Consider the following 25,562-nt stretch of genomic DNA (forward strand, 5'->3'; position numbering starts at 1 on the left):
ATTCTCTTTCACTTCATCATTTATTGTTTTTGCGTTTTTCAGCCAGATTATTTGTAACTCTGTTGTAAAGCTCTACCGCTGCGTTATATCCCATCTTTTTCTGTCTGTGGTTTACTGCTGCGGATTCGCAGATTATCGCAACATTTCTACCCGGTCTTATCGGAATCGAATGACACACTACCTTGCTGTCAAGAAACTCTATATACTGCTCCTCAAGTCCGAGTCTGTCATATTCCTGTTCTTTATTAAATTCTTCAAGCTTGATTACAAGATCTATCTCCTGCCAGTCCTTAACACTCTCAACACCGAAAAGTGCTTTTGCATCAATAATTCCTATGCCTCTAAGCTCAATAAAATGTCTTGTAATATCAGGTGAACTTCCTATAAGTGAGTTATCACTCACTCTCTTTATCTCAACTACATCATCCGAAACAAGACGATGACCTCTGTGGATAAGCTCAAGTGCTACTTCTGATTTACCAATTCCACTCTCACCCATGATAAGTACACCCTCGCCGTATATGTCTACAAGTACGCCGTGAACAGAACATCTTGGTGCAAGCTCAGCTCCAAGCCATCTTATAAGTTCAGCCATAAACGGTGATGTCGCTTTGCGGCTTCTAAGAAGAGGTACACGATATTTATTTGCAAGAGCAACTATCTCATCCTCTACCCATATCTCCCTGCAATACACGATACATGGTGGCTGCCCTTTATCCTCGCTTCCTGCCATGATTCTTTCCATCATTGCCACACTATGCTCCATGCCTTTCTGCTGCATATATGTGTGCTCTACATGACCGATTATCTGAATACGGCTTGAATCAAAATAGTCAAAATATCCTGCAAGCTGTAATGCCGGTCTGTTTACTTCATTTTGTGTTATCATAATGTCGTTTATATCGACATCCGGTGTGCAATTTTCCAATTTAAGTGCCTCTATCATATCTTTAAGAGACACGCTGTATTCTCCCTGCATCATTCCTTTGCTCCTCCTTGATGAAAAAATTTATAAACACTTGCCGCTGCTTTTTCATTCATACTCTCTGCCCGTGCAAGTTCATCTATCGCTGCATTTTTTATCGCTTCTATTGATGCGAAATGTTTCATAAGAGCTTTACGCCTTTTCTCTCCGATACCCGGAATGTCATCCAGTATCGACTTTACCTGCTCTTTGCTCCTGAGTGAGCGGTGGTATTCTATGGCAAAACGGTGTACCTCGTCCTGTATTCTTGTCATCAGGCGAAATCCCTCACTGTTTGTATCTATAGGTATCTCATGTTCATCAAAAAACAGTCCTCTCGTCCTGTGGTTGTCATCCTTTACCATTCCACACACGGGAATGTCTATGTCAAGCTCTGAGAGAACCTGCATTGCTATGTGAACCTGTCCGACACCTCCATCCATCATTATAAGATCCGGAAACTTTGTAAAACTTCCAAACTCATTAGAAAGATTCTTTTCATTTAACTGTTCTATCTCCATAAGACCATGACTGAACCTGCGTTTTAGTACCTCATACATACTGGCATAGTCGTTTGGTCCCTCTACTGTTTTTATCCTGAATTTTCTGTATTCACTTTTTTTAGGTTTGCCATCGTCAAATACGACCATTGAGCCAACCGATAAAAAACCACTTATATTTGATATGTCATAGGACTCAACTCGCGATACATCTTCAAGACCCAGCCATCCTGAAATCTGTTTCATGGCTCCCGTAGTTCTCTCCTCCTCGCGCTTTATCTTTTCCATATCCTTTGTGAGAACCATAGCGGCATTTTTATGTGCAAGCTCGACAAGTCTTTCTTTCTGTCCCTTTTTCGGAACAATGATACTGACTTTGCCTCCCCTTTTTTCACTGAGCCACTTTTCTATCAGCTCAGACTCCGTCACTTCATATTCTACCATGACTTCACGAGGAATAAAAGGTGTTCCGGCATAAAATTGTTTAATAAATGCCTGAAGCATATCATTTTCTTTCTCCCCGTAACTTCCCTTTAAGTGAAAATGATCTCTGCCGATAAGTTTTCCCTCTCTTATAAAGAAAACCTGTACTACAGCTTCCTCATTTGTCCTCGCAAGTGCAACAACATCCCTGTCCATTCCTCCAAAATCATTTATCTTCTGTTTCACGGACATTTTCTTTACACTCTCTATCAAATCCCTGCAGACTGCCGCCTGCTCATATTCCATCTTTTCAGATGCCTCATACATCTTTTCCTCAAGATATTCGATAACCTGCTTATAATCGCCCTCTATCAGCTTTAAAGCCTTATTAAAATTCTTGTTATATTCCTCTTTGCTGATATAACCCTGACACGGTGCATTGCATTTTCCGATATGATAATTAAGACATGGTCTTTCTTTTCCTATATCTCTCGGAAGAACTCTGCGGCAGGTTCTTATCCGGTATATCTTATGTGCAAATTCAAGCGTATCCCTAGCAGCCGTCACATTCGTAAACGGTCCGAAATATTTGCACTTGTCTTTTTTGGGCTGTCTTGAATAAATAAGTCTCGGAAAATCTTCATAAACCGTTGCCTTTATATAAGGATAAGTCTTGTCATCCTTGAGCATTGTGTTGTATTTCGGCTCATGCTCTTTTATAAGATTGTTCTCAAGAACGAGAGCCTCCACCTCGGAGTCAGTGATTATATATTCAAAATGGTCTATCTGGGAAATCATCCTCTCAATCTTTGGAGATACTCTCCTGCCCGCCTGAAAATACTGTCTCACCCTGTTTTTAAGGCTTATTGCCTTTCCTACATATATGATGGCATCACTCTTGTCGTGCATCAGATAAACACCGGGCTTTGCAGGCAGTTTCTTTAATTCTTCTTTTATGTCAAACACTTTTTTTAACCACCTGCCCCTCCCTTTTTTATAACAGCAATTTATTAAAATTTTTCTTCGTCAGTATCCTCTGCATTTTCCTTTGACAATGTAACTGTTTTGTTTTCTATGCTTTGAGCTTCCGTATTCTCTACTTCTCTGTTCTCTGCTTCTGCATTTTGAGCCTCTATATTTACTGCTTTTTTATCTTCACTGTCCTGTGCAGCTTCTTCATTTTCTTTCTTCTTTGAAGCAGGTGTCATAAATTTATTTATAACATTTGCAACACCGTCCTCATTGTGTGAGAGTGTTACATAGTCTGCCGCCTGTTTTACTTTGTCCTGTGCATTGCCCATTGCAACACCCATTCCTGCATATCTGAGCATTGGCATATCATTTATGCTGTCACCGACGCAGATAACTTTTTCCCTGTTTATATCGAGATAACGCATAAGTTTCTCAACTGCAACTCCCTTGTCAACATACTTTGGAAGAAGTTCAACAAAGTGAGGGTCTGAACGGAACACATTAACCTTGTCACCAAACATCTCTCTCATATGTTTTTCAATATTTTTCATGCTGTCAGGCTCACCGCTGAGCATTATCTTGTTAAATCCAAAGTTTACGACTTTGACAAAATCGTCTGTCTCCCTGACAGCAACATCACAAGCCCTCGCATCAGCGTCTATATATCTCGTCACACCATTTGCAGCGATAAGTTCTTTTTCGGCATCATTATAAACAGCTATTGAAACCTCTGCCTTAACTGCTTCTTTATATACCGGTTCTAATATCTCACCAGGAACCATCTGATTATAGATACACTCACCTGTCTTACAGTTTACTACAGTAGTTCCGTTGTAAGCGATAACAAATCCACCGAACTTTTCAAGCTGTATTTTTGACGCATTTTTTCTGATACCTGCTATTGAGCGTCCCGATGCTATGGCAATCTTCTTACCTCTCTTCTGAGCATCAACGATTGTCTCTACCGTCTTTTCGCTTATCTGCTTGTCTGAATCAAGCAAAGTTCCGTCAACATCGATAACTATCGCATCATAAAGGTCACCCTCAGGTTCTTCTATTCCTTTTACTTTGCGGAATATCTTCATAAATTCCTTACCGGTGATTGTCTCATGCTTGATAAGAAATTCTGCAAGTTTGTCAAGTGCATCCCTGTCACCTCTTAAAAGCTCCTCAGCTTTTGCATAGCACTCTTTAAGAATACGCATAACTTCCTGGTCTATCTCTGCTTCTGTCGCATCACCACAGTTTAATACAGTTCTTCCGTCAAGATATTTATTCTGAACCGATTCTAGTCCTATCATTCCAAACTTGTCCGTCATTCCATACTGAGTTACCATCGCTCTTGCAAGTGATGTAGCTTGTTCTATATCATTTGACGCTCCTGTCGTGATTGAGTTAAATACAATCTGCTCTGCGGCACGTCCACCGAAAAGTGTCGTTATTCTTGTCAATATCTCATCTTTGCTCATAAGATACTTTTCTTCCTCAGGCACCTGCATAACATAACCTAAAGACCCCATCGTTCTTGGAACTATTGTAATCTTTTGCACCGGCTCGGCATCTTTTTGCAATGCCGTTACGAGAGCATGACCTACCTCATGGTAAGCAACTATTCTCTTTTCTTCTTTTCCTAATATCCTGTCTTTCTTTTCCTTACCTGCAATGACAACCTCGACCGCCTCAAAAAGGTCTGCCTGACTTACTGCTTTTCTTCCTGCACGGACCGCCATTATGGCACCCTCATTTATCATATTGGCAAGATCTGAACCTACGGCACCACTCGTTGCAAGTGCAATCGCATCAAAATCTACAGAATCGTCCATAAGTACATCTTTTGCGTGAACCTTAAGAATATCAACACGACCCTTAAGGTCAGGTTTTTCAACGATTATCCTCCTGTCAAATCGACCCGGACGAAGAAGTGCCTTATCAAGTACCTCAGGTCTGTTTGTAGCACCGAGTATTACAAGACCTTTCGATGAATCAAAACCATCCATCTCTGAAAGCAACTGGTTTAGTGTCTGTTCTCTCTCATCATTTCCGCCACCGTACTGGCTGTCCCTGCTCTTTCCTATCGCATCTATCTCGTCAATGAAGATGATACACGGAGCCATAGACTGTGCCTGTTTAAACAAATCTCTTACTCTCGATGCACCTACACCGACAAACATCTCAACAAAATCTGAACCTGAGAGTGAGAAGAAAGGTACTCCCGCCTCACCTGCAACCGCCTTTGCAAGAAGTGTCTTACCTGTTCCCGGAGGTCCTACAAGAAGCGCACCCTTAGGAAGTTTTGCACCTATCTCAGTATATTTTCCCGGATTATTAAGGAAATCAACGAGTTCATTAAGAGACTCCATAGCCTCCTCCTGTCCCGCAACATCCTTAAATGTAACACCCGTTGCCTTTTGCACATACATCTTTGCCGTGCTCTTTCCGACTCCCATCATACCGCCTGAATTTTTTGACATCATGCGGAAAACAAAAAACAGTCCGCCCCAGAGCAATAATATAGGCAGCAATGTTGTTATAAGCATATACATAAGGCTTGAAGAACCTGACGAAACTTCTTTTGAAAACTCAACATTCGCTTTTTCAAGCCTTGTTATAAGGTTATAATCCATTGATATAACACCTGTATAATATGTTACTTTATAAATATTATTTGCCTGCTGTGCCGGTGTTATCTTAATCTCATCTGATGTTATAACTACCTTTGACACCTGACCATTATCAAGCATCTGTAAAAACTGGTCGTAAGTTATCTCCTTATTTGAAGCTTTCTCAACCTGACTGTTCATAAATGAGAACATGAGAAATATAACTAATGCCACAACCAGACAAACTATTATGCTTCTTCTATTTTGATTTTTTTTCGGATCCTGATTATTATTATTTTCCATCTGCAAGACCTCCCCGTTTTATTCTATGATGTTGAGGTCAAAAAGTCTTTTGACCCTAAAATCATTCTATCCGTATTATTATAAAGCTACTTGCCGTATAAATCAATAACCTACAATCTGAATAAAATGTGAAATAATCTTTATAAAATATAAACCGCATACATTTTTGTGTATTTTATACAAAAAAAATCATAAATACTGTCATAAATACTAATTGAACAAAATATACTTTATGAGTTATAATAGAAGATATTTGTTATTGACAAATAAGAAAAACGATAATAAAAACATTTATTTATGAAAAGCAAAATCTACGACTAGCGTACTGTATCATTGATACACTGCACTAGAGTCGATAACAATCTGATAACATTTTTGGACATACTAAAAGTAATAAAATACAAGGAGGATATTTTAATGGCAGTCAAATATGTATTTGTAACTGGTGGCGTTGTTTCCGGTCTTGGAAAAGGTATCACAGCAGCATCTTTAGGAAGATTGCTAAAAATGCGCGGATACAGTGTAACAATGCAGAAGTTCGATCCATATATCAATATTGACCCGGGTACTATGAATCCGGTACAGCATGGTGAGGTTTTCGTAACAGATGATGGTGCTGAGACAGATCTTGACCTCGGACATTATGAGCGTTTCATCGATGAAAGTCTTACAAAACAGTCAAATGTGACAACCGGTAAGGTTTACTGGTCAGTTCTTAACAAAGAACGCCGTGGTGATTATGGCGGAGGTACGGTTCAGGTAATCCCTCATATCACAAATGAGATAAAGAGCCGTTTTTACCGCAATGACGGCTGCAAGGATACACAGATAGCCATCATCGAAGTGGGTGGTACGGTAGGTGATATTGAAAGCCAGCCTTTCCTTGAGTCTATCCGTCAGTTCCAGCATGATATTGGACACGACAATGCTATCCTTATCCATGTGACACTTATTCCTTATCTTAAAGCCTCAGGCGAGATGAAAACAAAGCCTACTCAGGCGAGCGTAAAAGAACTTCAGGGAATGGGCATCCAGCCTGATGTTATCGTATGCCGTACAGAACTCCCTCTTGAAGAAGGGCTTAAGGATAAGATTGCACTTTTCTGTAATGTTCCTACAAAGAGTGTTTTGCAGAATCTTGATGTGGAGACACTTTACGAAGCTCCTCTCGCAATGGAAAAAGAACACCTCGCAGATGTAGTATGTGAAAAACTCTGTCTTGACTGCCCAGAACCTGACATAACTGAGTGGCAGAATATGGTTGACACACTTAAAAACCTTGATAAAGATGTCACTGTCGCACTTGTCGGCAAATATACATCACTTCATGATGCTTATATCAGTGTTGTTGAATCCTTAAAACACGGCGGACTTGCACATAAGAGCAATGTCAACATCAAATGGATTCCTTCCGAAGAATTAAATGAAGACAATGCTTCAGAACTTCTCGGCGATGTCAGCGGAATATTAGTTCCGGGCGGATTTGGTGACAGAGGAATAGACGGTAAGATAACTGCCATCAAATATGCAAGAGAAAACAACATTCCATTCCTCGGTCTTTGCCTCGGAATGCAGCTTGCGATAGTTGAGTTTGCAAGACATGTTGTAGGTTTCCATGATGCACACAGTATCGAGCTTGATCCTCAGACCACACACCCTGTTATCCATCTTATGCCTGAGCAGGATGGTATCGAGGACATTGGCGGTACATTAAGACTCGGCTCTTATCCATGTGTACTTGATAAAACTTCAAAAGCCTATGAGCTTTACGGTGAGGAAACTATCCATGAGAGACACAGACACCGCTACGAAGTAAACAATTACTACCGTGAAGATTTAGAAAAAGCAGGGCTTCTCCTCTCAGGACTTTCTCCTGACGGAAGAATTGTTGAGATGTGTGAGATACCTACTCATCCGTGGTTTATCGCAACACAGGCTCACCCTGAATTCAAATCAAGACCGAACAGACCACATCCTTTATTCAAGGGATTTGTTGGTGCTGCACTTAAATATCAGGACGAAAACAAATAAAATGATGCAAAGGTCAAAGGCAGATAGCAATGCTGCAGTCCATGGCATCAGTTGGGGCAAAATGCCTTTTGACCACAACATTATAAGATATATGCATACAAATGAAGTGCCTGCCCCTGTTTTTCAGTGGCAGGCATTTTTCCTATACATTAAAACAAATTTTGTGTCTGTGCACACATGACACAAATATTATATTAAAAAGTGTGCAGAAATGGGGATAAATATGAAAACAACAAACACTAACAAACACAACTCATGCCGCCAGCCGTTTTTTATGGCTCTCGCCCTTTTTCTCTGTTGTGCAATTATCGTATGTATAACAGGACAGCAAAATAACGGCTATGCATCATCACAGAATAACACACAGGTAAATTCCGTAAAAGCGGCAGCCACTGCTGCTTCGGGAAGTGCTGTCTCCAGCGGAAGTGCTGTCACATCTAAAGAGCTCCGCGGTGTGTGGGTGTCATTTTTAAGCTATAGCAACAAGGGGTACACAAAGAAAAGTTTCACCAACTACATAACAAAAGTTTTCAAAAAGTGTAAATCAAACGGATATAACACTGTATTTGTCCATGCACGAATGTTTTCAGATGCAATGTACCCATCTAAATATTTTCCGTGGTCAGTATATGCATCAGGAACTGCCGGAAAAAATCCGGGATTTGACCCGTTAAAGATAATGGTCGATAAAGCTCACGGAATGGGACTTTCAGTCCATGCATGGCTCAATCCTTACAGGATTTCTTCATCGACAACAAACATTAATACAATCCCAAAAAATTCATATGCATATAAATGGGCAAAATCTTCTTCAAAGGCAAAGAGAAGAAATGTATTAAAATACAACGGTGGACTCTATTACAATCCCGCAAAACCTGATGTGCGAAATCTCATCAACAACGGAGTAAAAGAGATAGTTAAAAATTATAATGTAGACGGAATACATTTTGATGATTACTTCTACCCAAATCTTGGAACTGCATACAAGAAAAACTTTGACCGACCTGAATATAATTATTATGTTAAAGCCAGAAAAAAGAGTGGCAAAAAATATTACGGCATCGTAAATTGGAGAAGACAAAATGTTGACCTGCTTATCAAAAAAGTTTACAAGACAGTAAAAACAACAAGAAAAAAAGCTGTATTTGGTGTAAGTCCTGCCGGAAATCTCGACAATCTCTATCTAAACAACAGTTATTACTGTGATGTTAAAAAATGGATGTCATCAACCGGCTATATCGACTATATCTGCCCTCAGATATACTGGACATTCACACATACTGTATGCCCTTACAAAGCAACTTGCAAACGATGGGCAAATCTGAAAAGAAATAAAAATGTAAAACTCTATATAGGTCTTGCCGGATACAGAGCCGGTCTTTCAAAGTCACAGGCAAAAGCCGTGTACGACATAGGCTGGTCAAAAAGCAACACCATCTTAAAGCGTGAAGTTTTATATGGAAGAAGCACTAAGAAAGTCAGCGGTTATGTTCTTTTCTCATATGCCGATCTGAATAGAAAAGCAGCTGCAAAAGAGATTGCTAATCTAAAGAAAGTTTTTAAGTGATTTATTTGGCCAACGGCTAACGGACGGAGAAGCCGTATATATAATTCCTCGATGGCACGCGTACGCTTACTAAGCACGCAGCGGATACATAACACACCTAAATATGGTGCGTAAGTACCGGCATGCTTGTAAATGCCATTACAGAATTATATATACGGCTTCTCCTGTTTGTTATCATAATTTCAAAAAATATACTATAATCCAAAATCAATCCACAAGACATTCCCTATTGGTTCCGTAGAAAATATCGTCCCTGCCTGCCATCATCTTACAGAATTTTTCTATTCTGTCCCAGTTATTGTTTACATCAAATTCATAGCTGTGCCCCCACACATAAAACAACATCTGCTCATCCTCTTTTGGTTCTGCTTTTATAAATTTTTCGGCAAGTTCAAACAGCATTTCATCATCGTGGTGACAGGTTGCTTTTAATTTTATAGATTCTTTTGGTATTTCAAACGAATGTGATGACTCTACTGTTCTTCCATATTTTATTCCGATTGATTTGAGATATTTGGCTACCGTATCATTCACACAGCCATACGCATATGCCATTCCCACCGGGTATGTACCATATATTCTCTCAATATTTTTCATATCCGTTATAAATTCTTTGTCAAGTTCATCTTTTGTCATTTCTGTTGGTGCTGCATGAGTAAGACCATGTGTTGCTATTTCATGTCCTTTATAAAGCTCAGCAAGTCCATCCTGTTTCATCCTGTTTATGTGCACACCCTCTATTTCAAAGTTACTATCAGGCGACTGAATTCCTGTGTTTAGATTAAATGTTGCTTTCATACCATATCTGTTAAATATCTCCACTAATTTTCTGTCCTGCTCTATTCCATCATCATAACTGAATGTAAGTGCTTTTCTGTATTTCATTATATCTTTCTTCCTTTCTGTTATATCATTATATGCTTATAATATGATGTTGGGGCAAAAAATATTTTATCCCCCAGCTATTCTCATATACACTGAAATTTTTGTGCTTGAATTTTCACATACACGCACCAAACAATTCTCTCTAAATATATTTGTATGTGGAATTTTTCTGTCGTAGTCTGTTTTATTTAATAATGTTTTTAATCACCTCAATATCATTTCCTGTGATTTCAGCTATCTGCTCTATCGTAAGATTAGCTTTATACATATTTTTGATAACTTCCTTTTCTTTTTTGTCCTGTTGCAACTGTTTCTTCTGAAAATCAATTATCTTATCATTTAGTTCTACATTCTTTCCCTTAAGTTCCGTATTCTCTCCTTCTAGCTGAGTATTTTTTCTTTAAGTTCTTTGTTCTCATCCTTAAGTTCATCCACCATATACTTTACGGTATTTTCATCTAATATTCTTGATGCTTCTGAATACATATCAAACACCTCCTCAGGTTTTACAAGATATTCTGCCATCTCAATATATATTATTTACCCTTTGCATATTGTCTTATTTTTTATTTTCTGAAAAGACAAACCAGCCACACGCTATTGCGTGTGGCTGGTATATAATTTGTATTATCAAGATAAGTTTATCAACTTTTTAAAGTTTTCCCTCACTATCGCTCGGTCAATTATTTAACTCTAACAGTTACCTTTACTTTCTTGCTTCCTACTTTGATTGTTACAGGTACTTTGCTAACTTTCTTCTTCTTAGCTTTAAGTGAAACAACTACTTTACCCTTAGAAGCTTTTGCTGACTTATATGTCAAATATTTCTTCTTAGACTTAGGAATTGTAACCTTAACTGTATCTGTTGTAGCTTTCTTCTTGTTCTGAGCTGTAACCTTAACTGTAACCTTAGCTGTCTTATTCTTCTTAACTGTTACTTTCTTCTTAGCAGCCTTAGCCTTAGTTGTCTTGTTCTGAACATAAATCTTAACCTTAGCTGTCTTCTTTCCAGCCTTAAGTGTTACTGTACCATAGTATCCCTTATATTTCTTAGCTTTCTTAGGTACTGTAATCTTTATCTTCTTGCTTGATGTAACCTTAACTGTAGCGTACTTCTTGTTTGCTTTCTTAGATACTTTAGCTTTGATTGTCTTACCCTTTGTATCCTTAGCTGTGTACTTAATAGTCTTAGACTTTCCTGCTGCGATAACAACCTTCTTAGCTACTGTAAATTTAGCTTTGCTCTTTGCAGGCTTCTTTGTTGGAGCTGTTGTTGGAGCTGTTGTTGGAGCTGTTGTTGGAACTGTTGTAGCTGGAGTTGTTGCTGTTGCTGCCGGAGCTGTTGCTGTTGCTGCTGGAGCTGTTGCTGTTGCTGCTGGTTTTGTTGACGGAGTTGTTGATGGCTTTGTAGCTGCTGTAACTTTAACAACGATTGTAGCAACTTTTGTCTTCTCTTCAACAACCTTCTCAACTGTCTTTTCTTCAACTGCTTTTGCAGCTTTCTTTGAAGATTTTAATGACTGTGTTGCTTTTGTTGCCTCTGTTGTTGCTGTTGCTTCTGGCTCTTTTGTTGCCTCTGCTGTTGCTGTTGCTTCTGGCTCTTTTGTTGCCTCTGCTGTTGCTGTTGCTTCTGGCGCTTTTGTTGCTTCTGGAGCTTTTGTTGCTTCTGGAGCTTTTGTTGCTTCTGGAGCTTTTGTTGCTTCTGGAGCTTTTGTTTCTACAGCTTCTTTTGTTGCTACTACAACTTTACTTGCATAAACATCAACTATGTACTCTGCTGTTGCTGCATTTGTTGCTGCCTTTGCTATTGCAACAACACCGTTTGTTGCTGCACCAGTAAGTTCAACGCCTGCGAAAGTTGAAGGTTTTACAAATGTAATCTCTGCACTTGTTGCAACTTTTACATTTGTTTCAACTTTGATACTGTTTGTAGTACCTGCTGTTACTGCTAAAACCTGTTCTTTAGCAGATGCCTTTCCATCACTTACATAAACACCTGAAACTACAAGTGCAGCTGTAAGAAACATAGAAAGGGCTTTTTTCATTCCTGTGGATAACTTCATTTCTGTTTCCCCCTTAATATTGGTTTAATTTTAGTTACATCAAGGATTTTAGCATGGTTTATAAAATCACGCAATCGTAAATTGTCCTAAAAACTTTGTATATTTTTCATTATTATAGGCAATTTTCAACAATAGTCATATGTTATATGTGATTTTTCCACAATTCGCTTTGATTTATATGCATTTTTTTATGTAATATGCACTAAAAAGTATGGTATTGTTGTGTCATGACACATTTTTTTCAAATATTACATTTTTCTTAAGGTGATAATTAATTAGTAACAGTTCAGTACACTAGAATAGCCTTTCATTTCTGACATGAAGTAAACAAAAGCTGCAAAGCAGCGGCTGACAGCTAGCTGGCAGGTTTATTAATGTAAGAAATGAAAGACTGAACTGTTACTAATAACAATTAAAACTCAAATTTATTTGCAAAGTAATTCTCAAGCTCTTCTATCTTAATCCGCTCCTGCTCCATTGAATCTCTGTCACGAACTGTCACTGCTCCGTCCTCAACTGAATCAAAGTCATATGTGATGCAATATGGAGTTCCTATCTCGTCCTGACGGCGGTATCTCTTTCCAATATTTCCTCTGTCATCAAATTCACAATTGTATGTTTTGCTAAGCTTTGTATAGATTTCTTCTGCCTGCTCTGAAAGTTTCTTTGAAAGCGGAAGGATTGCAACCTTTACAGGTGCGATTGCCGGATGGAAATGCATTACGGTACGGGTATCTCCTCCCTCAAGTTCTTCCTCATCATATGCACTGCAGAGGAATGCAAGTGTCACACGGTCTGCTCCGAGTGATGGCTCGATTACATATGGGATATATTTCTCATTTGTCGAATCATCAAAGTAGCTCATGTCCTCACCTGATACATTCTGGTGCTGTGTAAGGTCATAGTCTGTACGGTCAGCTATTCCCCAAAGCTCGCCCCATCCGAATGGGAAAAGAAATTCTATATCAGATGTTGCTTTGCTGTAGAAAGAAAGCTCTTCTTTCTCATGGTCACGCACACGCATCTCATCTTCTTTGATGCCAAGTGTTTTAAGCCAGTTGATACAATAATCTTTCCAGTATGCAAACCACTCAAGGTCTGTGTCAGGCTTGCAGAAAAATTCAAGTTCCATCTGCTCAAACTCTCTTGTACGGAATGTAAAGTTACCCGGTGTTATCTCATTTCTGAATGACTTACCTATCTGTCCGATACCAAATGGCACTTTCTTGCGTGATGTACGCTGAACATTTTTAAAGTTTACAAAAATACCCTGTGCCGTCTCAGGACGGAGATAAACCGTATTTTTAGCATCTTCGGTAACGCCCTGGAATGTCTTGAACATAAGATTGAACTGGCGAATTTCAGTAAAGTTGTGTTTTCCGCATGAAGGGCAGGCAATCTCATGTTCCTCAATGTATTTCTGCATCTCTTCATTTGACCAGCCGTCAACACTTCCCTCTATCTCAATGCCGTTTTCCTGCATATAGTCTTCGATAATCTTATCTGCTCTAAATCTCTCATGACAATCTTTACAATCCATAAGCGGATCTGAGAAACTTCCAAGATGACCTGATGCTACCCATGTCTGAGGGTTCATAAGGATTGCACAGTCGATTCCTACATTGTACTTGCTCTCACGGATGAATTTCTTCCACCATGCCTGTTTAACATTATTTTTAAGCTCAACACCAAGGTTTCCATAATCCCATGTATTTGCAAGTCCGCCATATATCTCTGACCCCGGATAAATAAAACCTCTTGCTTTTGCAAGTGCAACCATCTTGTCCATTGTCTTTTCCATGTCGTTTTCCTCCAATTTCTGTTAGTTCGTTTTAAATTGTTTATTACGCACACAATAAGTAAACCATAACTATTATTGTGCATATGTGTACCCATTGTATAAAACCAACAGGTTTCCTGCTTCATTCTCCTTGCAACCGGCTAACTCCGCAGGTATTCAAACACTTATACAAAAATATACCATTGAACCTCATTTATTGCAATGTTTTCAGACAATAAAGTCCAAAGTCTTAAATTTATGCGGCAGATACCTTGCAAGATAACTTTTCATAAACCGCTTTAATTCATTGAGCACACTGTCAGTGACTGTAAAAGCATAAAGCTTTTCAGGGGTACTTGTAAGTATATACTGTAATGTGTATTTCGCATCTGCACTAAGCACTATCGGATATTCTTTTGAAAGCTTTTTGTCTTTTGCCGCACATTCCCGACAGATAAGACCGCCCTCTGAAAGATATACACTATGTACTTCCTCTTTTCCGCAGCGCAGACACCTGAAAAGTTCCAGCCCCTCACCTTCCGTCAGCATAAGACGCATCTCAAATATAACTCTTATAAGTTCAAACGATATTCTTCTGTTTTGAAGTGCACGCATAGTAATATACATCAGCAGAAGTTCCTCCGCCGCCTCAATACCCTCCCTTGAAAGATACTGTACCATTTCAGCAAAATATGATGCATAACACAATGCATCATAATCCGTCGTAATCTCTTCAAAATAAGTTTCTATATCTCCACTCACAAGATTGTAAGCATTTCTTCCCTCATAAAAGGTAAATTTTCCAAATGTAAAAGGAACCGTACACGCCGAAAGGGTGCTGTTTAATCTCCTGGCACCCCTTGCAAACGCTGATATACGACCTCTTTCTTTTGTGAGAACCTCCACCCTCTTATCAAATTCTTTCATCGGTGATGCCGTCAGTATCATCCCGGTAAATGTAACTGTCTCTGCCATCTTTTCTTTCCTTATCAGCAATTTCACTGTCATCAAAGCTGTTTCTTATCTCAGTCCTGTACTTAAGATAATCCTCTACGCTTCCAGTACTGACAAATCTCGTCCATAAATCCTCATCATGTTCCATCAGCTCCACACTCATATAAAGAAACCTCCTTTGTATTTCTATATCTGCTACTAAATATGATTTGTATGATGAAACAATTATATTCCTGCATTTATTTCCATATATGGTAATACACATTTAGATTTGAACAAACCTATTGCAAAAAACTATGTATATGTTTTTTCGGCATGCTATTTACTGCTCCAGCTCCTTACTGTCATAACCAAAGTTCTTCATAAGAAAATCGCTGTCTCTCCAGTCTTTCTTGACCTTGACCCACAGCTTAAGATTAACCTTACAGTCCAGCAGATTTTCAATATCTCTCCTCGCATCTGAGCCTATCTTTTTGAGCATACTTCCCTGCTTTCCTATTATAATACCCTTGTGAGAGTTTCTCTCACAGACTATCGTGGCATCTATATCTATGATATCGCTTCCTCTGCGTTCTCTCATCCTGTCAATGCCGACAGCTATTCCATGCGGTACTTCCTCGCTTAGATTTCTAAGAGCTTTCTCCCTTATCATCTCGGCAACTATCTGTCTCTCCGGCTGGTCCGTAATAGTATCTTCATCGTAATAGCAAGGTCCCTCCTCAAGATGACTGAATATAGTTTTCATAAGATCTTCCGTATTTTCACCTTTAAGTGCCGATACCGGAACAATGTCATCAAAATCAAGCAAATCTTTGTAAGTTGAGATAAAAGTGAGTATTTCTGCTTTTGAAACCGTGTCTATCTTGTTGATAACAAGAACCACGGGTGTGTCAACATTTTTAAGCTGCTCGGCGATATGTCTCTCACCTGCACCTATAAAGGTCGTTGGCTCAACAAGCCATAATATAACATCAACTTCCTTTAATGTACGCTCGGCAACGGATACCATGTACTCGCCAAGTTTATTTTTAGCCTTGTGAATACCGGGAGTGTCAAGAAAGATTATCTGTCCTTCCTCACCGGTATAAACAGTCTGGATACGGTTTCTCGTCGTCTGCGGCTTATTTGATGTTATGGCTATCTTCTGACCGATAAGTCTGTTCATAAGGGTTGATTTGCCGACATTTGGTCTGCCTATAAGGGTCACAAAACCCGATTTGAATTTCTTCATGTAAATCCTCCGTATATATACTATAATTATTGCGAAACTGATTATATTCTATGTTACTTGCACATCTCTAACAAATAATAACGCAGGCACGCTCTCGCTGCCTGTCACTCGTAACAGTACATAAGTCAGTGAAAAAGCAATAATATATAAATAATAGTCAGGCGGATATTAGCAATCCGCCTTTCTACTTGCCTGATATTCCTATGATAGTGGTTTGATTACTTCAAACAAATCTGCTTCATCTTTTATATGCTGCTCGTTTCCGATTACACAGATGTTTTCTGCATCTGCTACTTTTCTCACTGCGTCCGCTGTTTTTCTTATATCTTCTTTTGTGCAGGCGAGTATCTGGTCTCTCTCTTTTTGCAATACTTCAAGCGGTGTTTTTGTGAGATAAATGTTCATTGAACGTTTTCCATCCATTGCCGGTGTGAGCGGTGTGTCTAATCCGCTTATCGTTCCTATGATAGTTTTTGTGACTTCTCTCTCGTCTGCTTCATAATTTGCAAGGTAATCTGCTGCTTTTTTATATACTTCATAAGTTGCTGAGAGATTAGGGTCTCTATAGGATACAAAACTTCCTGAGCCGTCTCTTGTAAATTTGCACATTACTCCGTATGCTCCGCCTTTGACTCTCACTTCATTCCAGAGATAACCATAACTTAAAAGATGTCTTGTTACTGTCATCGCACCATCATTTACATCCGGCACATCTTTGTATGAACCTGACACTGCCGCATACTGTATTTCAGCAGGTGTTGAAAATGCTGTTTTTCTGTATTTCACATCAGGTCTGTATTTTTCAAGAGTGGAAACATCTGCCTTATTTTTCTTTTCAAAGTCGTCAAGTTTTCCGATAAAACTGCTCATTGCTTCTTCAAACTTAGCATAATCTTCATCATCACAGGTACATGATATAAGCATATTTTCTTTTTTAAACATTGCTTTTACAAGTTCTTCACAGCCTTTGATGAGTTTTTCCTTCTCCCCGTCAAAGTTTTCGTCAAGTTTTACAAGATAATCATAGTATCCTATTCCCATTGAATAGTCATTGTACCATCCGTCAACCGTAATTCCTGCCATGCTGTAACTTACCGCAGCCTGATGTCCGGCTGACATAAGACGCACTTTAAGTCTTGAGCGTGTCTCCGCCACGACTTCTCTCAAATGCTTCTCATCAGTGAACACTGTCTTAAACATCATTTCTGCCATAAGCCTTACAGTATCTTTTATCCTGCCTGCCAATGTCTTTGTCTTTACATCAAATTTAAGCTCTACATCCTCTGAATTATATAATGAATAGATATTTAAGTCAGAGCCGATACCACCCGAATAGAAATTAGTCTCCGTGTCAAACTCCCTGAATGTATGCTCTGTCGTATCCATATATCCGAGAAGTGTTGCAAGAAAACTTATCTGCGGTACATACTCCGAAAGACTGTTCACATCAAAAAGCATATCAAGATATATGATTCCATTTGTGTGTATGTCATGGTGAATAGTCTTTACTCCACATATCTGCTTTTCTTCATTGTGCAGCGGTCTTACTTTCTTTCTTATATCCTCCCTTTTAAGAAGCGGAATTTTCTCAAGCACTTCCTTAGGTGACTGCTCCTCCTGGTATGCTTTCAGAGCCTTTGTCTGTGCAACAAGCTCATCTAACTCCTCATCTGAGAGTGAAGCCTTGTAATCTTCAAGCTTTTTCGCAATTGCTTTCTCGTTTTCTAGTGCAAGTCCCGGCTTTGGATTCATCTCTACAAGAACTGCATGAGGATTGCCTAATATATATTCCTCGATAAGTTTCTCATAATAATCTGTTCCAAGTTTTTCTCTGAGATTTTTATATATATCTTCATATATAAGTCCGTCATATGGAAGCGTATCATCATAAAGCCATGTCTTAAATGTCTTTAATACATAGAGAAGTCCCTTTGGAAATCCCCCAAAGTCAGCCTCTCTCTCCCTAAATTCCGTACTGTTTATCGCAGCTTCAAGATCTTTTCTATCAATTCCCTCTTTGACGATTTCTTTAAGTGTTGACACTATTACCTCATAAAATTTGTCCCTGAGTCCCGGCTTTGCATTTTTTGTAGTAATACTAAACATACTCTGTCTTAAAATATCGCAGAAATCAGCATCTATATCTGTTCCGATACCTGCATCTAGAATTGCCTGTTTAAGCGGAGCACCCGGCATTTCAAGAAGTACATATGAGATAAGTTCAAATGCCCTGCACTTTTCCTGGTCGAGTGTCACATCCATTGCCGTACAGAATGAATAATATGTCTTTTCTGAGCAGTCTGCATCTGTTGCGACCGCATATTCTGTTGAAAGAACTTTCATCTCATCAAAAGGTTTCTGTGGCTCAATATGTGAATCAATCTCTATTGCCGGAAAATTCTTAAGATAATTTTCATCCATCCAGCTTAATCTTTCCTCTATATCAACATCTCCATAAATACAAATATAACTGTTTACCGGATGATAATATTTTCTATGGAATTCAAGATAATCCTCATAAGTAAGGTCAGGAATGTTTTTAGGGTCTCCGCCAGACTCATGTGCATAAGTATTATCAGGGAAAAGGCTGTTCATCGTAAATCTCTCTAAAACACTCTCCTCTGAAGAATAAGCACCTTTCATTTCATTGTAAACAACACCGTTGTAGGTAAGCGGTGCATCCTTGCTCTCAAGCTCATAGTGCCAGCCCTCCTGCTTAAAGATTTCCTCATGCTTATATATATTTGGATAAAAAACGGCATCCATGTAAACACTCATAAGGTTTGCAAAATCTTTATCATTGTAGCTTGCAACCGGATACATAGTCTTGTCAGGATATGTCGTCGCATTAAGATATGTGTTTAATGAACCTTTTACAAGTTCCACAAACGGATCTTTTGCAGGATATTTTTCCGAACCACATAACACCGTATGCTCTATGATATGCGGCACTCCGGTCGCATCCTTAGGTGGTGTGCGGAATGCAATATCAAATACTTTATTATCATCTTCATTGCTGAATATAAGAACTCTCGCACCACTCAATTTATGCTTAAGTGTAAGCATAAAGCTGTCAACTTCTTTTACATACTCTCCATTTACCAACTCATAAGTTTCAGGTATTTTTACTTCATTTAAACTCTTAATACTCTTAGCCATCTAAAGCCTCCTAAATTTATTTTTAATCATGCTTCTGCACCATTGTTACGGGCATCTAAAAATCTGATAAAGTTTTCTTCATTTAATGGTTTTGAATAATAATATCCCTGAAGAAAATCTCCACCCATTCTTCTAAGTATCTCAATGTGCTCCTCCGTTTCTATACCTTCTGCAATTATCTTTTTTCCCTCTCCTCTTATCATTGGCATAAGTTCATTCAAAAATTCATTATCACCACTTGCGTATGACCACAAAAGACTCTTATCAATTTTAACAAAATCAATAGGCATAAGCATTATGCTCGCAATATTTGAATAACCGGTTCCAAAATCATCAAGTGCTATCTTGGCTCCGTTTTCCTTTAACTTAGTAAGAGTTTCTCTTACCGCTTTTTCGTCGGTGAGCCTGCTCTCCGTTATTTCAAAATGAAATCTTTCAAATGGAATACCATATTTTGCGGCAATCTTTTTTAAATCCTGAACAAGATGCTTATCCTGACATTGAATAGGCGAAATATTGATGTTCATATCATTTATTCCCCTGTCAAATATATTGTTGTCAACAGCAAAACGACAGGTCTTTTCAAACATCTGCCTGCTTAACTGTATTATTGTATGATTTATCTCTGCCACATGAATAAAATACTCAGGGTTTATATAATTATGTTTTCCATCTTTTAATCTCGACAAAACTTCAAGAGATGTAATCCTGTTTTTTTCAAAAGAATATATCGGCTGAAAATTTAACTCAAGGGAATTGTCTAGAATAGCCTCCTCAATCCTGTGGGCAACTTCCTTAAATCTTCTCGCTTCCTCAAGAGCTTCCTTTCTAAGATGTATAAGTTCATTTGGCTTGTGGTGCCCTTTATGATCTGACCTCGCATAGTGGATACGCTGAATTATATCTTCGGCATCATCTGAATCATCCGGATATGTCACATAATAATAACTGTACTCATGTGATAACGCCTCTCTCTTGACATTCCACTGATGCGGCATTACCTTAACCACTTTCTCATACAGTTTCTTCGCCATCTCCGTGCTGTCAACAAATACCGCAAATGTTGCTGCACCTATATGATATATGTTTTTATCCTCAGCCTTATAATATAATATTTCAGCAATCTGTCTCTGGACTTCCTGTAAGCTTTCCTCATCGTATATCCTGCATATTGCATGATAATTCTGAACTCTTATAAGAAAACATGACACACTTTCATTGTAATCAATTTTTTCCCTGAGCACTTCCATAAAACCATTAAGATTAAATCTTCCTGTTCTTATGTCAAGATAATAATCAGGACTTTTCATTGAAAAATATAACAAAAATGTACACATATTTGCAACAATCATTGTAATTCCAACACTATTTTTATTAATGTTATCAGCAATCGCTGCCATTGTTATGATAATATCGGTTACAAGTATCATTCTGTATAATTTCTTATCTTTCTTTTTTCCTGACATTTCGGCAACAGCTATCGTCATAAACATTGTCATCATATACAGCACATTCATTATGTTTCTCGCCATTCCAGAATGAATTATCCCATCACTTCCTGTATAAAAATACCACCCTGTCAGTGGACTTGTAACGATTAAAATAGCTGCTGCAAGGAAAATACCATAATTTATAACTGAATAAAAATTTATCACTTTTTTATAATGAAAAATTGATAATACATAACTGTTATAGCATACAATAAATATGATACCTGTCAGATAAACAAATATATTAAGCACACATATATAAATATCCGGTATTTTCCCAACAAAGCCACCGGCATAACACTGTAATGCACTTAAAATCGTATCAACAATAAGAAAGAAAAGAGTTTTCAAAAACTGTCTGTTTCTTCTTATCGGCAGGCTTTCCCTGATAAAATATACCAAAACCAGTATAAACAGCATTACAGCCGTCGCCAGTTCAAAATGTATATTATATATCATTTAAAATTCCTCCTTCCGCTAACTCTGAGAGGAATTTTTCTATACTGTCTTCCGGGATAAATTCTATCATTTTCTCTCCCTGAACATAATCGACATTCATCTTTGTAACCAATTTAAAATCCTCCTGACAACCAACTCCATCCAGACATACTATCCACCCCTTTTTTTTAAACATGCGTATAAGATATATAAGCTGCATACTCTTTTCACTGCAGTATCTGGCTACCAGCTGATGACTTATCTTTACACCCGAAAAAGGCATATCCATAAGATTTTTAAGATTGCATGCTTTTATTCCAAAGTGATCCCATATAACAGAAACTCCGTATTTTCTGAAATATGCTATGCTTTTTGCAAGAACATCCTCAGGCAGTTCCACACCGATATATACTTCCAAAATTATATTTTCAGGATTTATGCCATATTCTCTTATATAACTCATAAATTCTTCACATATTGCTTCTGATACTATATGAAATCCGGCTACATTTACCCTGATATGACTGATTCCCTTTTCAAAAAGTTTTTCCCTTTTGGTAAACTTTAATATATTTTTTAAGAACATTATATTTACATCTCTGCTGCAGCCTATTTCTCTTGACATCTCCCAGACTTCCTCTATAGAAATTCTTCTGTCACCTGTCTTAATGACCGGATTTATCTCAAGTCCGTTTACCTCTTTTTTGCTAACATCATATACCGGCATACATTCAAGCTTACATTCATCATTCTCAAGCATTGACCTTATAAGTCTTATATTCTCAAGCTCTCTTTCTATCCTTTCCTTTACCTCACCATCATATAAGACAACTTCCCTGTCTAATGAATCCTCTGTTGCAATTTTTTTCATACTGAGGATAATTCGCAAAAAATCAGATAACGAATATTGTGAATCAACATTCCCCACAATGTAAAATTTATAATACATACTTATATTTTTATCATTTATCCTTATTGTCCCGGGAAGTTCATACTTGAGTTCATCATAAATTCTTTTGACATCTTTTTTGTTTTTTACTACTATTACATATTCATAACTGTGTATATGATAAACATTGTGCCGTCCACCAAATTTTCTGAGTAGTTCACCCAGAATAGCATGAACCTGGTTTATCTCATCCTCAAGACAGTAATTTGACATATTCTGCATACTGCTTGCACACACTGAAATACAATAAAAACTTTTATTATATTTTATTTTTTCCTCTATAACCTTCTTAAATCCTGCCATCGAGAAACAGCCGCTTGCACTCACAATATACATATCTACATTGTGTCTGATAAGGTAATATATTATGATTACTGCCGCAACACAATAATATATGAGCATAAGCTTCTTTTTCGGAAGATAATATAATTCTAAGAAACATATTATTACGATATTCCATGTCTGCATAAAGATATACTGTTTTATTCCAAGCTTTTTTCTTGTTTTAGTAAGTGCATAAATACCTGAAAGAACATAAAATATTATAACAACTGAAAACAATCTCAATGAATTTTCTTTATAATATATGATTCCGTTTCTGACATAAAAGATTTTTTTATTATAAATCGAAGCAAATACCGCCACCATCGTAATAACTGCAGGTATAAACATTATGACGGCCACTTTTCTTTTTAAAAATGTAAGAGATAATGTCTGTGCAAGATAATACAGCCAGAATAATACTGATGCCACTATAACCCCTGCAAAAGAAAATGCCGTAAGTATGACGCTGACACTGTTTGAAAGCCTTATAAGTCCACTTTCTCCAAGTCTCTTTACCAACTCTATGGTGACTACTCCAAGTAATATATGCAACAGATCTGAAAAGAACCTGTTCCTGTATAACGGCAGCCAGTTTTTATAATGATAAAAAAAGGTTACCAGTCCTATCAAAAATAAAGCTACGATTTCATACGCATAGATATAATTTATCATTTTTTCCACAACTCTCCATTGTATAATGTATAACGGTCTTTACCCGTATTTTTTGAATGATATAGTGCTGAATCTGCCTTTTTATATATCGTTTCAAAATCATTTCCATCCTTTGGTGCAACCGAAACCCCTATACTGCTCGTTATATTGACAACATTTACCCCATCCGTATAACTTCGCTGATTTGCCTTTTTAACCTGTTCAGCCTTTTTTATGATATACTCCTTAAGGCTCTCATCGTCAAAGGCATCGTACACTGAACAGACGGCAAACTCATCACCTCCAAGCCTTCCTACTAAGGCATCATTCTTGAAGATTTTGCTAAGCTCTGCCCCTGTGTCAGCTATTGCTTTGTCACCATATATGTGTCCTAAAGTGTCATTGACATTTTTGAAATTATCAAGGTCTACCATATAAAATATATAGTACCTGTCTGATTTATTTTCATTGAGAAGCAATCCCATCTTTTCTTCTATCGTCTTTTTGTTTAAAACACCTGTAAGCATATCATTTTCTGCTCTCTGAACAAGATTTTTCTCCATTGTGATCTGCTTTGAAGCATCCATAAGTTTACCTATGAAACATTTTGGGGAACCATTATCCTCTCTCTCCACAAAGCCTGACACCCTGTACCAGTCATATTCGCCGTTCCTGTTGAGCACTCTGACTTCAGATGTAAAGAAATCCTCTTTACTCTCAAAAAATTTTCTTAATCTGCTCCTTATAGATAAATCGTCAGGATGAATATAATCATAAACATCATATATAGCTTCACCCATCAGCGGTTTTGTTCCTTTATCAATGATTATCCCAAATTTATCTTTTAGTTCAAATTTTTTAGGATTAAAATAATATTGGAATATTATAGTCTTATCAATTTTACTGACTGCATCATAAATCTCCTCAATATTCAATAACTTTTCCCTGCTTTTTACCGCAAATATAAGCATCGTCATAATGCATACCAGATTAACTAAAAGTATCTTGATAAAGTTCATACTTTTGTTTGTGATAAAAAACTCCGACAAATTCTTTCTGCTGCCTTTTGATACAAACATAAACGACCAATTATTTATATGTGTTGGAACCGTGGTCACTATATAGTTGTATTTGTTATGTCTGAATAAAAAATCTGTCTCTCTTGCGTTCCTTATGCTTGTTCTCACTCCACTGCTGTCAATTCCTCCATATACCTTACATTCATTTAGATATGTAAAAATATTTGTATCTGCCGATATTTCAAGTTTTGAGCTGACATTCGTATCTGTAAGCACATCTCCACTGTCGGATACAATGATTACACTGCCATGTTTTGTTATTCCTGAAGCAATAAGTTTATTCTTCAAATCACGAAGAAGCATTGAGCCTACGATTACTGCTCTGACTTTATTTTTATATATAACCGGTGCAAATATGTTTATCTCATCATTTCCCTCATAATTTATCGTTATCTCATCAGCCACATTTGTTTTTTTAGCAAGTGCTTTTTCAAATCCCTCGCTGTTGCTCACGGACTTATAAAGGCAGTTTCCGTATAATCTTATACCGTTTATATCAAGTATGGATATATCATCAAAATAACCATTAAGCTTTTCACATACGGCTGCAAGTTCTCCTCTGTTACTAAGATCCTGTCCGGAAATCCTCTCAGCAAGTATCTCCATATTGGAAATTCTTTCACTAAATATTTCTTCAAAATAAGCTTTTCCAATACAGGCATTGCTATTTACAACCTTTTTTATATTGCTTACATTATTTCCTCTAAGTTCTCTGCCAAAGCATACTACCGTGAAAATCCCACTTAATACAGATATAATCAACAGCAGATAACATATTTTTTTTAAATTTATCATCTTATTTTTTTTCATAATCCTGTGCCTCATTTACTTCCGTAAACTCCATACCTCTAAATGTATGTATTCTCCATTTTTTTAACAAAAACCATCTTTATAATATCACAATCTCTTTTATATCGCAATTATTTGTATCTTTTTTGTAACAGTTCTGCCCCAAAAAAGATAAGTCAATAATACATGAGCTTGCTCAATGTATTATTGACTTGTTTTTTGGGGCGGAATAGCCTTTCATTTATGAAATGAAGTAAACACAAGCTGCATAGCAGCGACTGACAGCTTGCTGGCAGGTTTACGAATGTAATAAATGAGGGGCTGAACTGTTACTTTTTATGATAATGGCAAAGAAGGCAAATCCAGTGTTTTGCTAACAGAAATTGCTTCGCAATTCTCGTTGGCATCCA

General features: G+C 37.6%; 16 protein-coding genes. 2 read left to right on the plus strand and 14 right to left on the minus strand.

From position 1 onward, the window contains the following. Positions 1-16: 16 nt before the first annotated feature. Genes hprK through ftsH form a run of 3 tightly spaced genes read right to left on the minus strand, consistent with a single transcriptional unit; the run spans position 17 to position 5,762 of the window. Positions 17-979, minus strand: coding sequence for an HPr(Ser) kinase/phosphatase (gene hprK, locus DWZ63_RS07680; protein ID WP_055942936.1), 963 nt, complete (start codon positions 977-979; stop codon positions 17-19). Next, positions 979-2,853, minus strand: a complete 1,875-nt coding sequence (uvrC, locus tag DWZ63_RS07685) for an excinuclease ABC subunit UvrC (protein ID WP_118499348.1) — start codon at positions 2,851-2,853, stop codon at positions 979-981. The genes hprK and uvrC overlap by 1 nt, the downstream gene beginning before the upstream one ends. Before the next feature lie 44 nt (positions 2,854-2,897). Next, complete coding sequence (gene ftsH, locus DWZ63_RS07690) at positions 2,898-5,762, minus strand: ATP-dependent zinc metalloprotease FtsH (protein WP_118499350.1); 2,865 nt, start codon at positions 5,760-5,762, stop codon at positions 2,898-2,900. Positions 5,763-6,179: 417 nt separating this feature from the next. On the opposite strand from ftsH, the gene DWZ63_RS07695 reads away from it, so the two are divergent. Both DWZ63_RS07695 and DWZ63_RS07705 read left to right on the plus strand, forming a co-directional pair. Next, positions 6,180-7,793 carry a CTP synthase gene (locus DWZ63_RS07695; protein WP_022014409.1) on the plus strand — a complete coding sequence of 538 codons (1,614 nt, stop codon included), beginning with the start codon at positions 6,180-6,182 and terminating at the stop codon, positions 7,791-7,793. Positions 7,794-8,016: 223 nt separating this feature from the next. Then, positions 8,017-9,360, plus strand: coding sequence for a family 10 glycosylhydrolase (locus DWZ63_RS07705; RefSeq protein ID WP_182431458.1), 1,344 nt, complete (start codon positions 8,017-8,019; stop codon positions 9,358-9,360). A gap of 207 nt (positions 9,361-9,567) precedes the next feature. Here DWZ63_RS07705 and DWZ63_RS07710 read toward each other — a convergent pair whose 3' ends face one another. The 11 genes from DWZ63_RS07710 to DWZ63_RS07750 form a co-directional block, all read right to left on the minus strand. Beyond that, positions 9,568-10,245: a polysaccharide deacetylase family protein gene (locus DWZ63_RS07710; RefSeq protein WP_118499356.1), complete on the minus strand. Its 678-nt coding sequence runs from the start codon at positions 10,243-10,245 to the stop codon at positions 9,568-9,570. Positions 10,246-10,429: 184 nt separating this feature from the next. Continuing rightward, on the minus strand, positions 10,430-10,552 hold the full coding sequence (locus DWZ63_RS16120; protein WP_270393239.1) for a hypothetical protein: 123 nt from the start codon (positions 10,550-10,552) through the stop codon (positions 10,430-10,432). 376 nt (positions 10,553-10,928) lie between these two features. Then, positions 10,929-12,308 carry a hypothetical protein gene (locus tag DWZ63_RS15670; protein ID WP_182431459.1) on the minus strand — a complete coding sequence of 460 codons (1,380 nt, stop codon included), beginning with the start codon at positions 12,306-12,308 and terminating at the stop codon, positions 10,929-10,931. 412 nt (positions 12,309-12,720) lie between these two features. Continuing rightward, positions 12,721-14,109, minus strand: coding sequence for a glycine--tRNA ligase (locus DWZ63_RS07720; RefSeq protein WP_118499359.1), 1,389 nt, complete (start codon positions 14,107-14,109; stop codon positions 12,721-12,723). A gap of 207 nt (positions 14,110-14,316) precedes the next feature. Further along, entirely contained in the window at positions 14,317-15,063 is a 747-nt protein-coding gene (gene recO / locus DWZ63_RS07725; RefSeq protein WP_055940928.1) for a DNA repair protein RecO, read from the minus strand. Beyond that, positions 15,002-15,205 carry a hypothetical protein gene (locus tag DWZ63_RS15675; protein ID WP_055940925.1) on the minus strand — a complete coding sequence of 68 codons (204 nt, stop codon included), beginning with the start codon at positions 15,203-15,205 and terminating at the stop codon, positions 15,002-15,004. The genes recO and DWZ63_RS15675 overlap by 62 nt, the downstream gene beginning before the upstream one ends. 159 nt (positions 15,206-15,364) lie before the next feature. Further along, complete coding sequence (gene era, locus DWZ63_RS07730) at positions 15,365-16,273, minus strand: GTPase Era (RefSeq protein WP_055940923.1); 909 nt, start codon at positions 16,271-16,273, stop codon at positions 15,365-15,367. A gap of 201 nt (positions 16,274-16,474) precedes the next feature. Further along, on the minus strand, positions 16,475-19,432 hold the full coding sequence (locus DWZ63_RS07735; RefSeq protein WP_118499361.1) for an insulinase family protein: 2,958 nt from the start codon (positions 19,430-19,432) through the stop codon (positions 16,475-16,477). Between the two features lie 26 nt (positions 19,433-19,458). Beyond that, positions 19,459-21,381, minus strand: a complete 1,923-nt coding sequence (locus tag DWZ63_RS07740) for an EAL domain-containing protein (protein ID WP_118499363.1) — start codon at positions 21,379-21,381, stop codon at positions 19,459-19,461. Further along, positions 21,371-23,305 (minus strand): EAL domain-containing protein, encoded by a 1,935-nt coding sequence (locus DWZ63_RS07745; protein WP_118499365.1) that lies wholly within the window; start codon positions 23,303-23,305, stop codon positions 21,371-21,373. Before DWZ63_RS07745 ends, DWZ63_RS07740 begins: the two co-directional genes overlap by 11 nt. After that, entirely contained in the window at positions 23,302-25,173 is a 1,872-nt protein-coding gene (locus DWZ63_RS07750; protein WP_182431460.1) for a diguanylate cyclase, read from the minus strand. Before DWZ63_RS07750 ends, DWZ63_RS07745 begins: the two co-directional genes overlap by 4 nt. Positions 25,174-25,562: the final 389 nt, after the last annotated feature.

This window comes from Clostridium sp. AF34-13 (genome assembly GCF_003477845.1).
Classification (GTDB): domain Bacteria; phylum Bacillota; class Clostridia; order Lachnospirales; family Lachnospiraceae; genus Butyribacter; species Butyribacter intestini.

Bases quoted from the DNA above. Each gene is read 5' to 3' on its own strand.
- recO (WP_055940928.1), bottom strand. From the start codon at position 15,063: ATGGCAGAGACAGTTACATTTACCGGGATGATACTGACGGCATCACCG.
- hprK (WP_055942936.1), bottom strand. From the start codon at position 979: ATGCAGGGAGAATACAGCGTGTCTCTTAAAGATATGATAGAGGCACTT.
- DWZ63_RS15675 (WP_055940925.1), bottom strand. From the start codon at position 15,205: ATGAGTGTGGAGCTGATGGAACATGATGAGGATTTATGGACGAGATTT.
- DWZ63_RS07720 (WP_118499359.1), bottom strand. From the start codon at position 14,109: ATGGAAAAGACAATGGACAAGATGGTTGCACTTGCAAAAGCAAGAGGT.
- era (WP_055940923.1), bottom strand. From the start codon at position 16,273: ATGAAGAAATTCAAATCGGGTTTTGTGACCCTTATAGGCAGACCAAAT.
- DWZ63_RS07750 (WP_182431460.1), bottom strand. From the start codon at position 25,173: ATGAAAAAAAATAAGATGATAAATTTAAAAAAAATATGTTATCTGCTG.
- ftsH (WP_118499350.1), bottom strand. From the start codon at position 5,762: ATGGAAAATAATAATAATCAGGATCCGAAAAAAAATCAAAATAGAAGA.
- DWZ63_RS07745 (WP_118499365.1), bottom strand. From the start codon at position 23,305: ATGATAAATTATATCTATGCGTATGAAATCGTAGCTTTATTTTTGATA.
- DWZ63_RS07735 (WP_118499361.1), bottom strand. From the start codon at position 19,432: ATGGCTAAGAGTATTAAGAGTTTAAATGAAGTAAAAATACCTGAAACT.
- DWZ63_RS15670 (WP_182431459.1), bottom strand. From the start codon at position 12,308: ATGAAGTTATCCACAGGAATGAAAAAAGCCCTTTCTATGTTTCTTACA.
- DWZ63_RS07695 (WP_022014409.1), top strand. From the start codon at position 6,180: ATGGCAGTCAAATATGTATTTGTAACTGGTGGCGTTGTTTCCGGTCTT.
- DWZ63_RS07740 (WP_118499363.1), bottom strand. From the start codon at position 21,381: ATGATATATAATATACATTTTGAACTGGCGACGGCTGTAATGCTGTTT.
- DWZ63_RS07705 (WP_182431458.1), top strand. From the start codon at position 8,017: ATGAAAACAACAAACACTAACAAACACAACTCATGCCGCCAGCCGTTT.
- DWZ63_RS07710 (WP_118499356.1), bottom strand. From the start codon at position 10,245: ATGAAATACAGAAAAGCACTTACATTCAGTTATGATGATGGAATAGAG.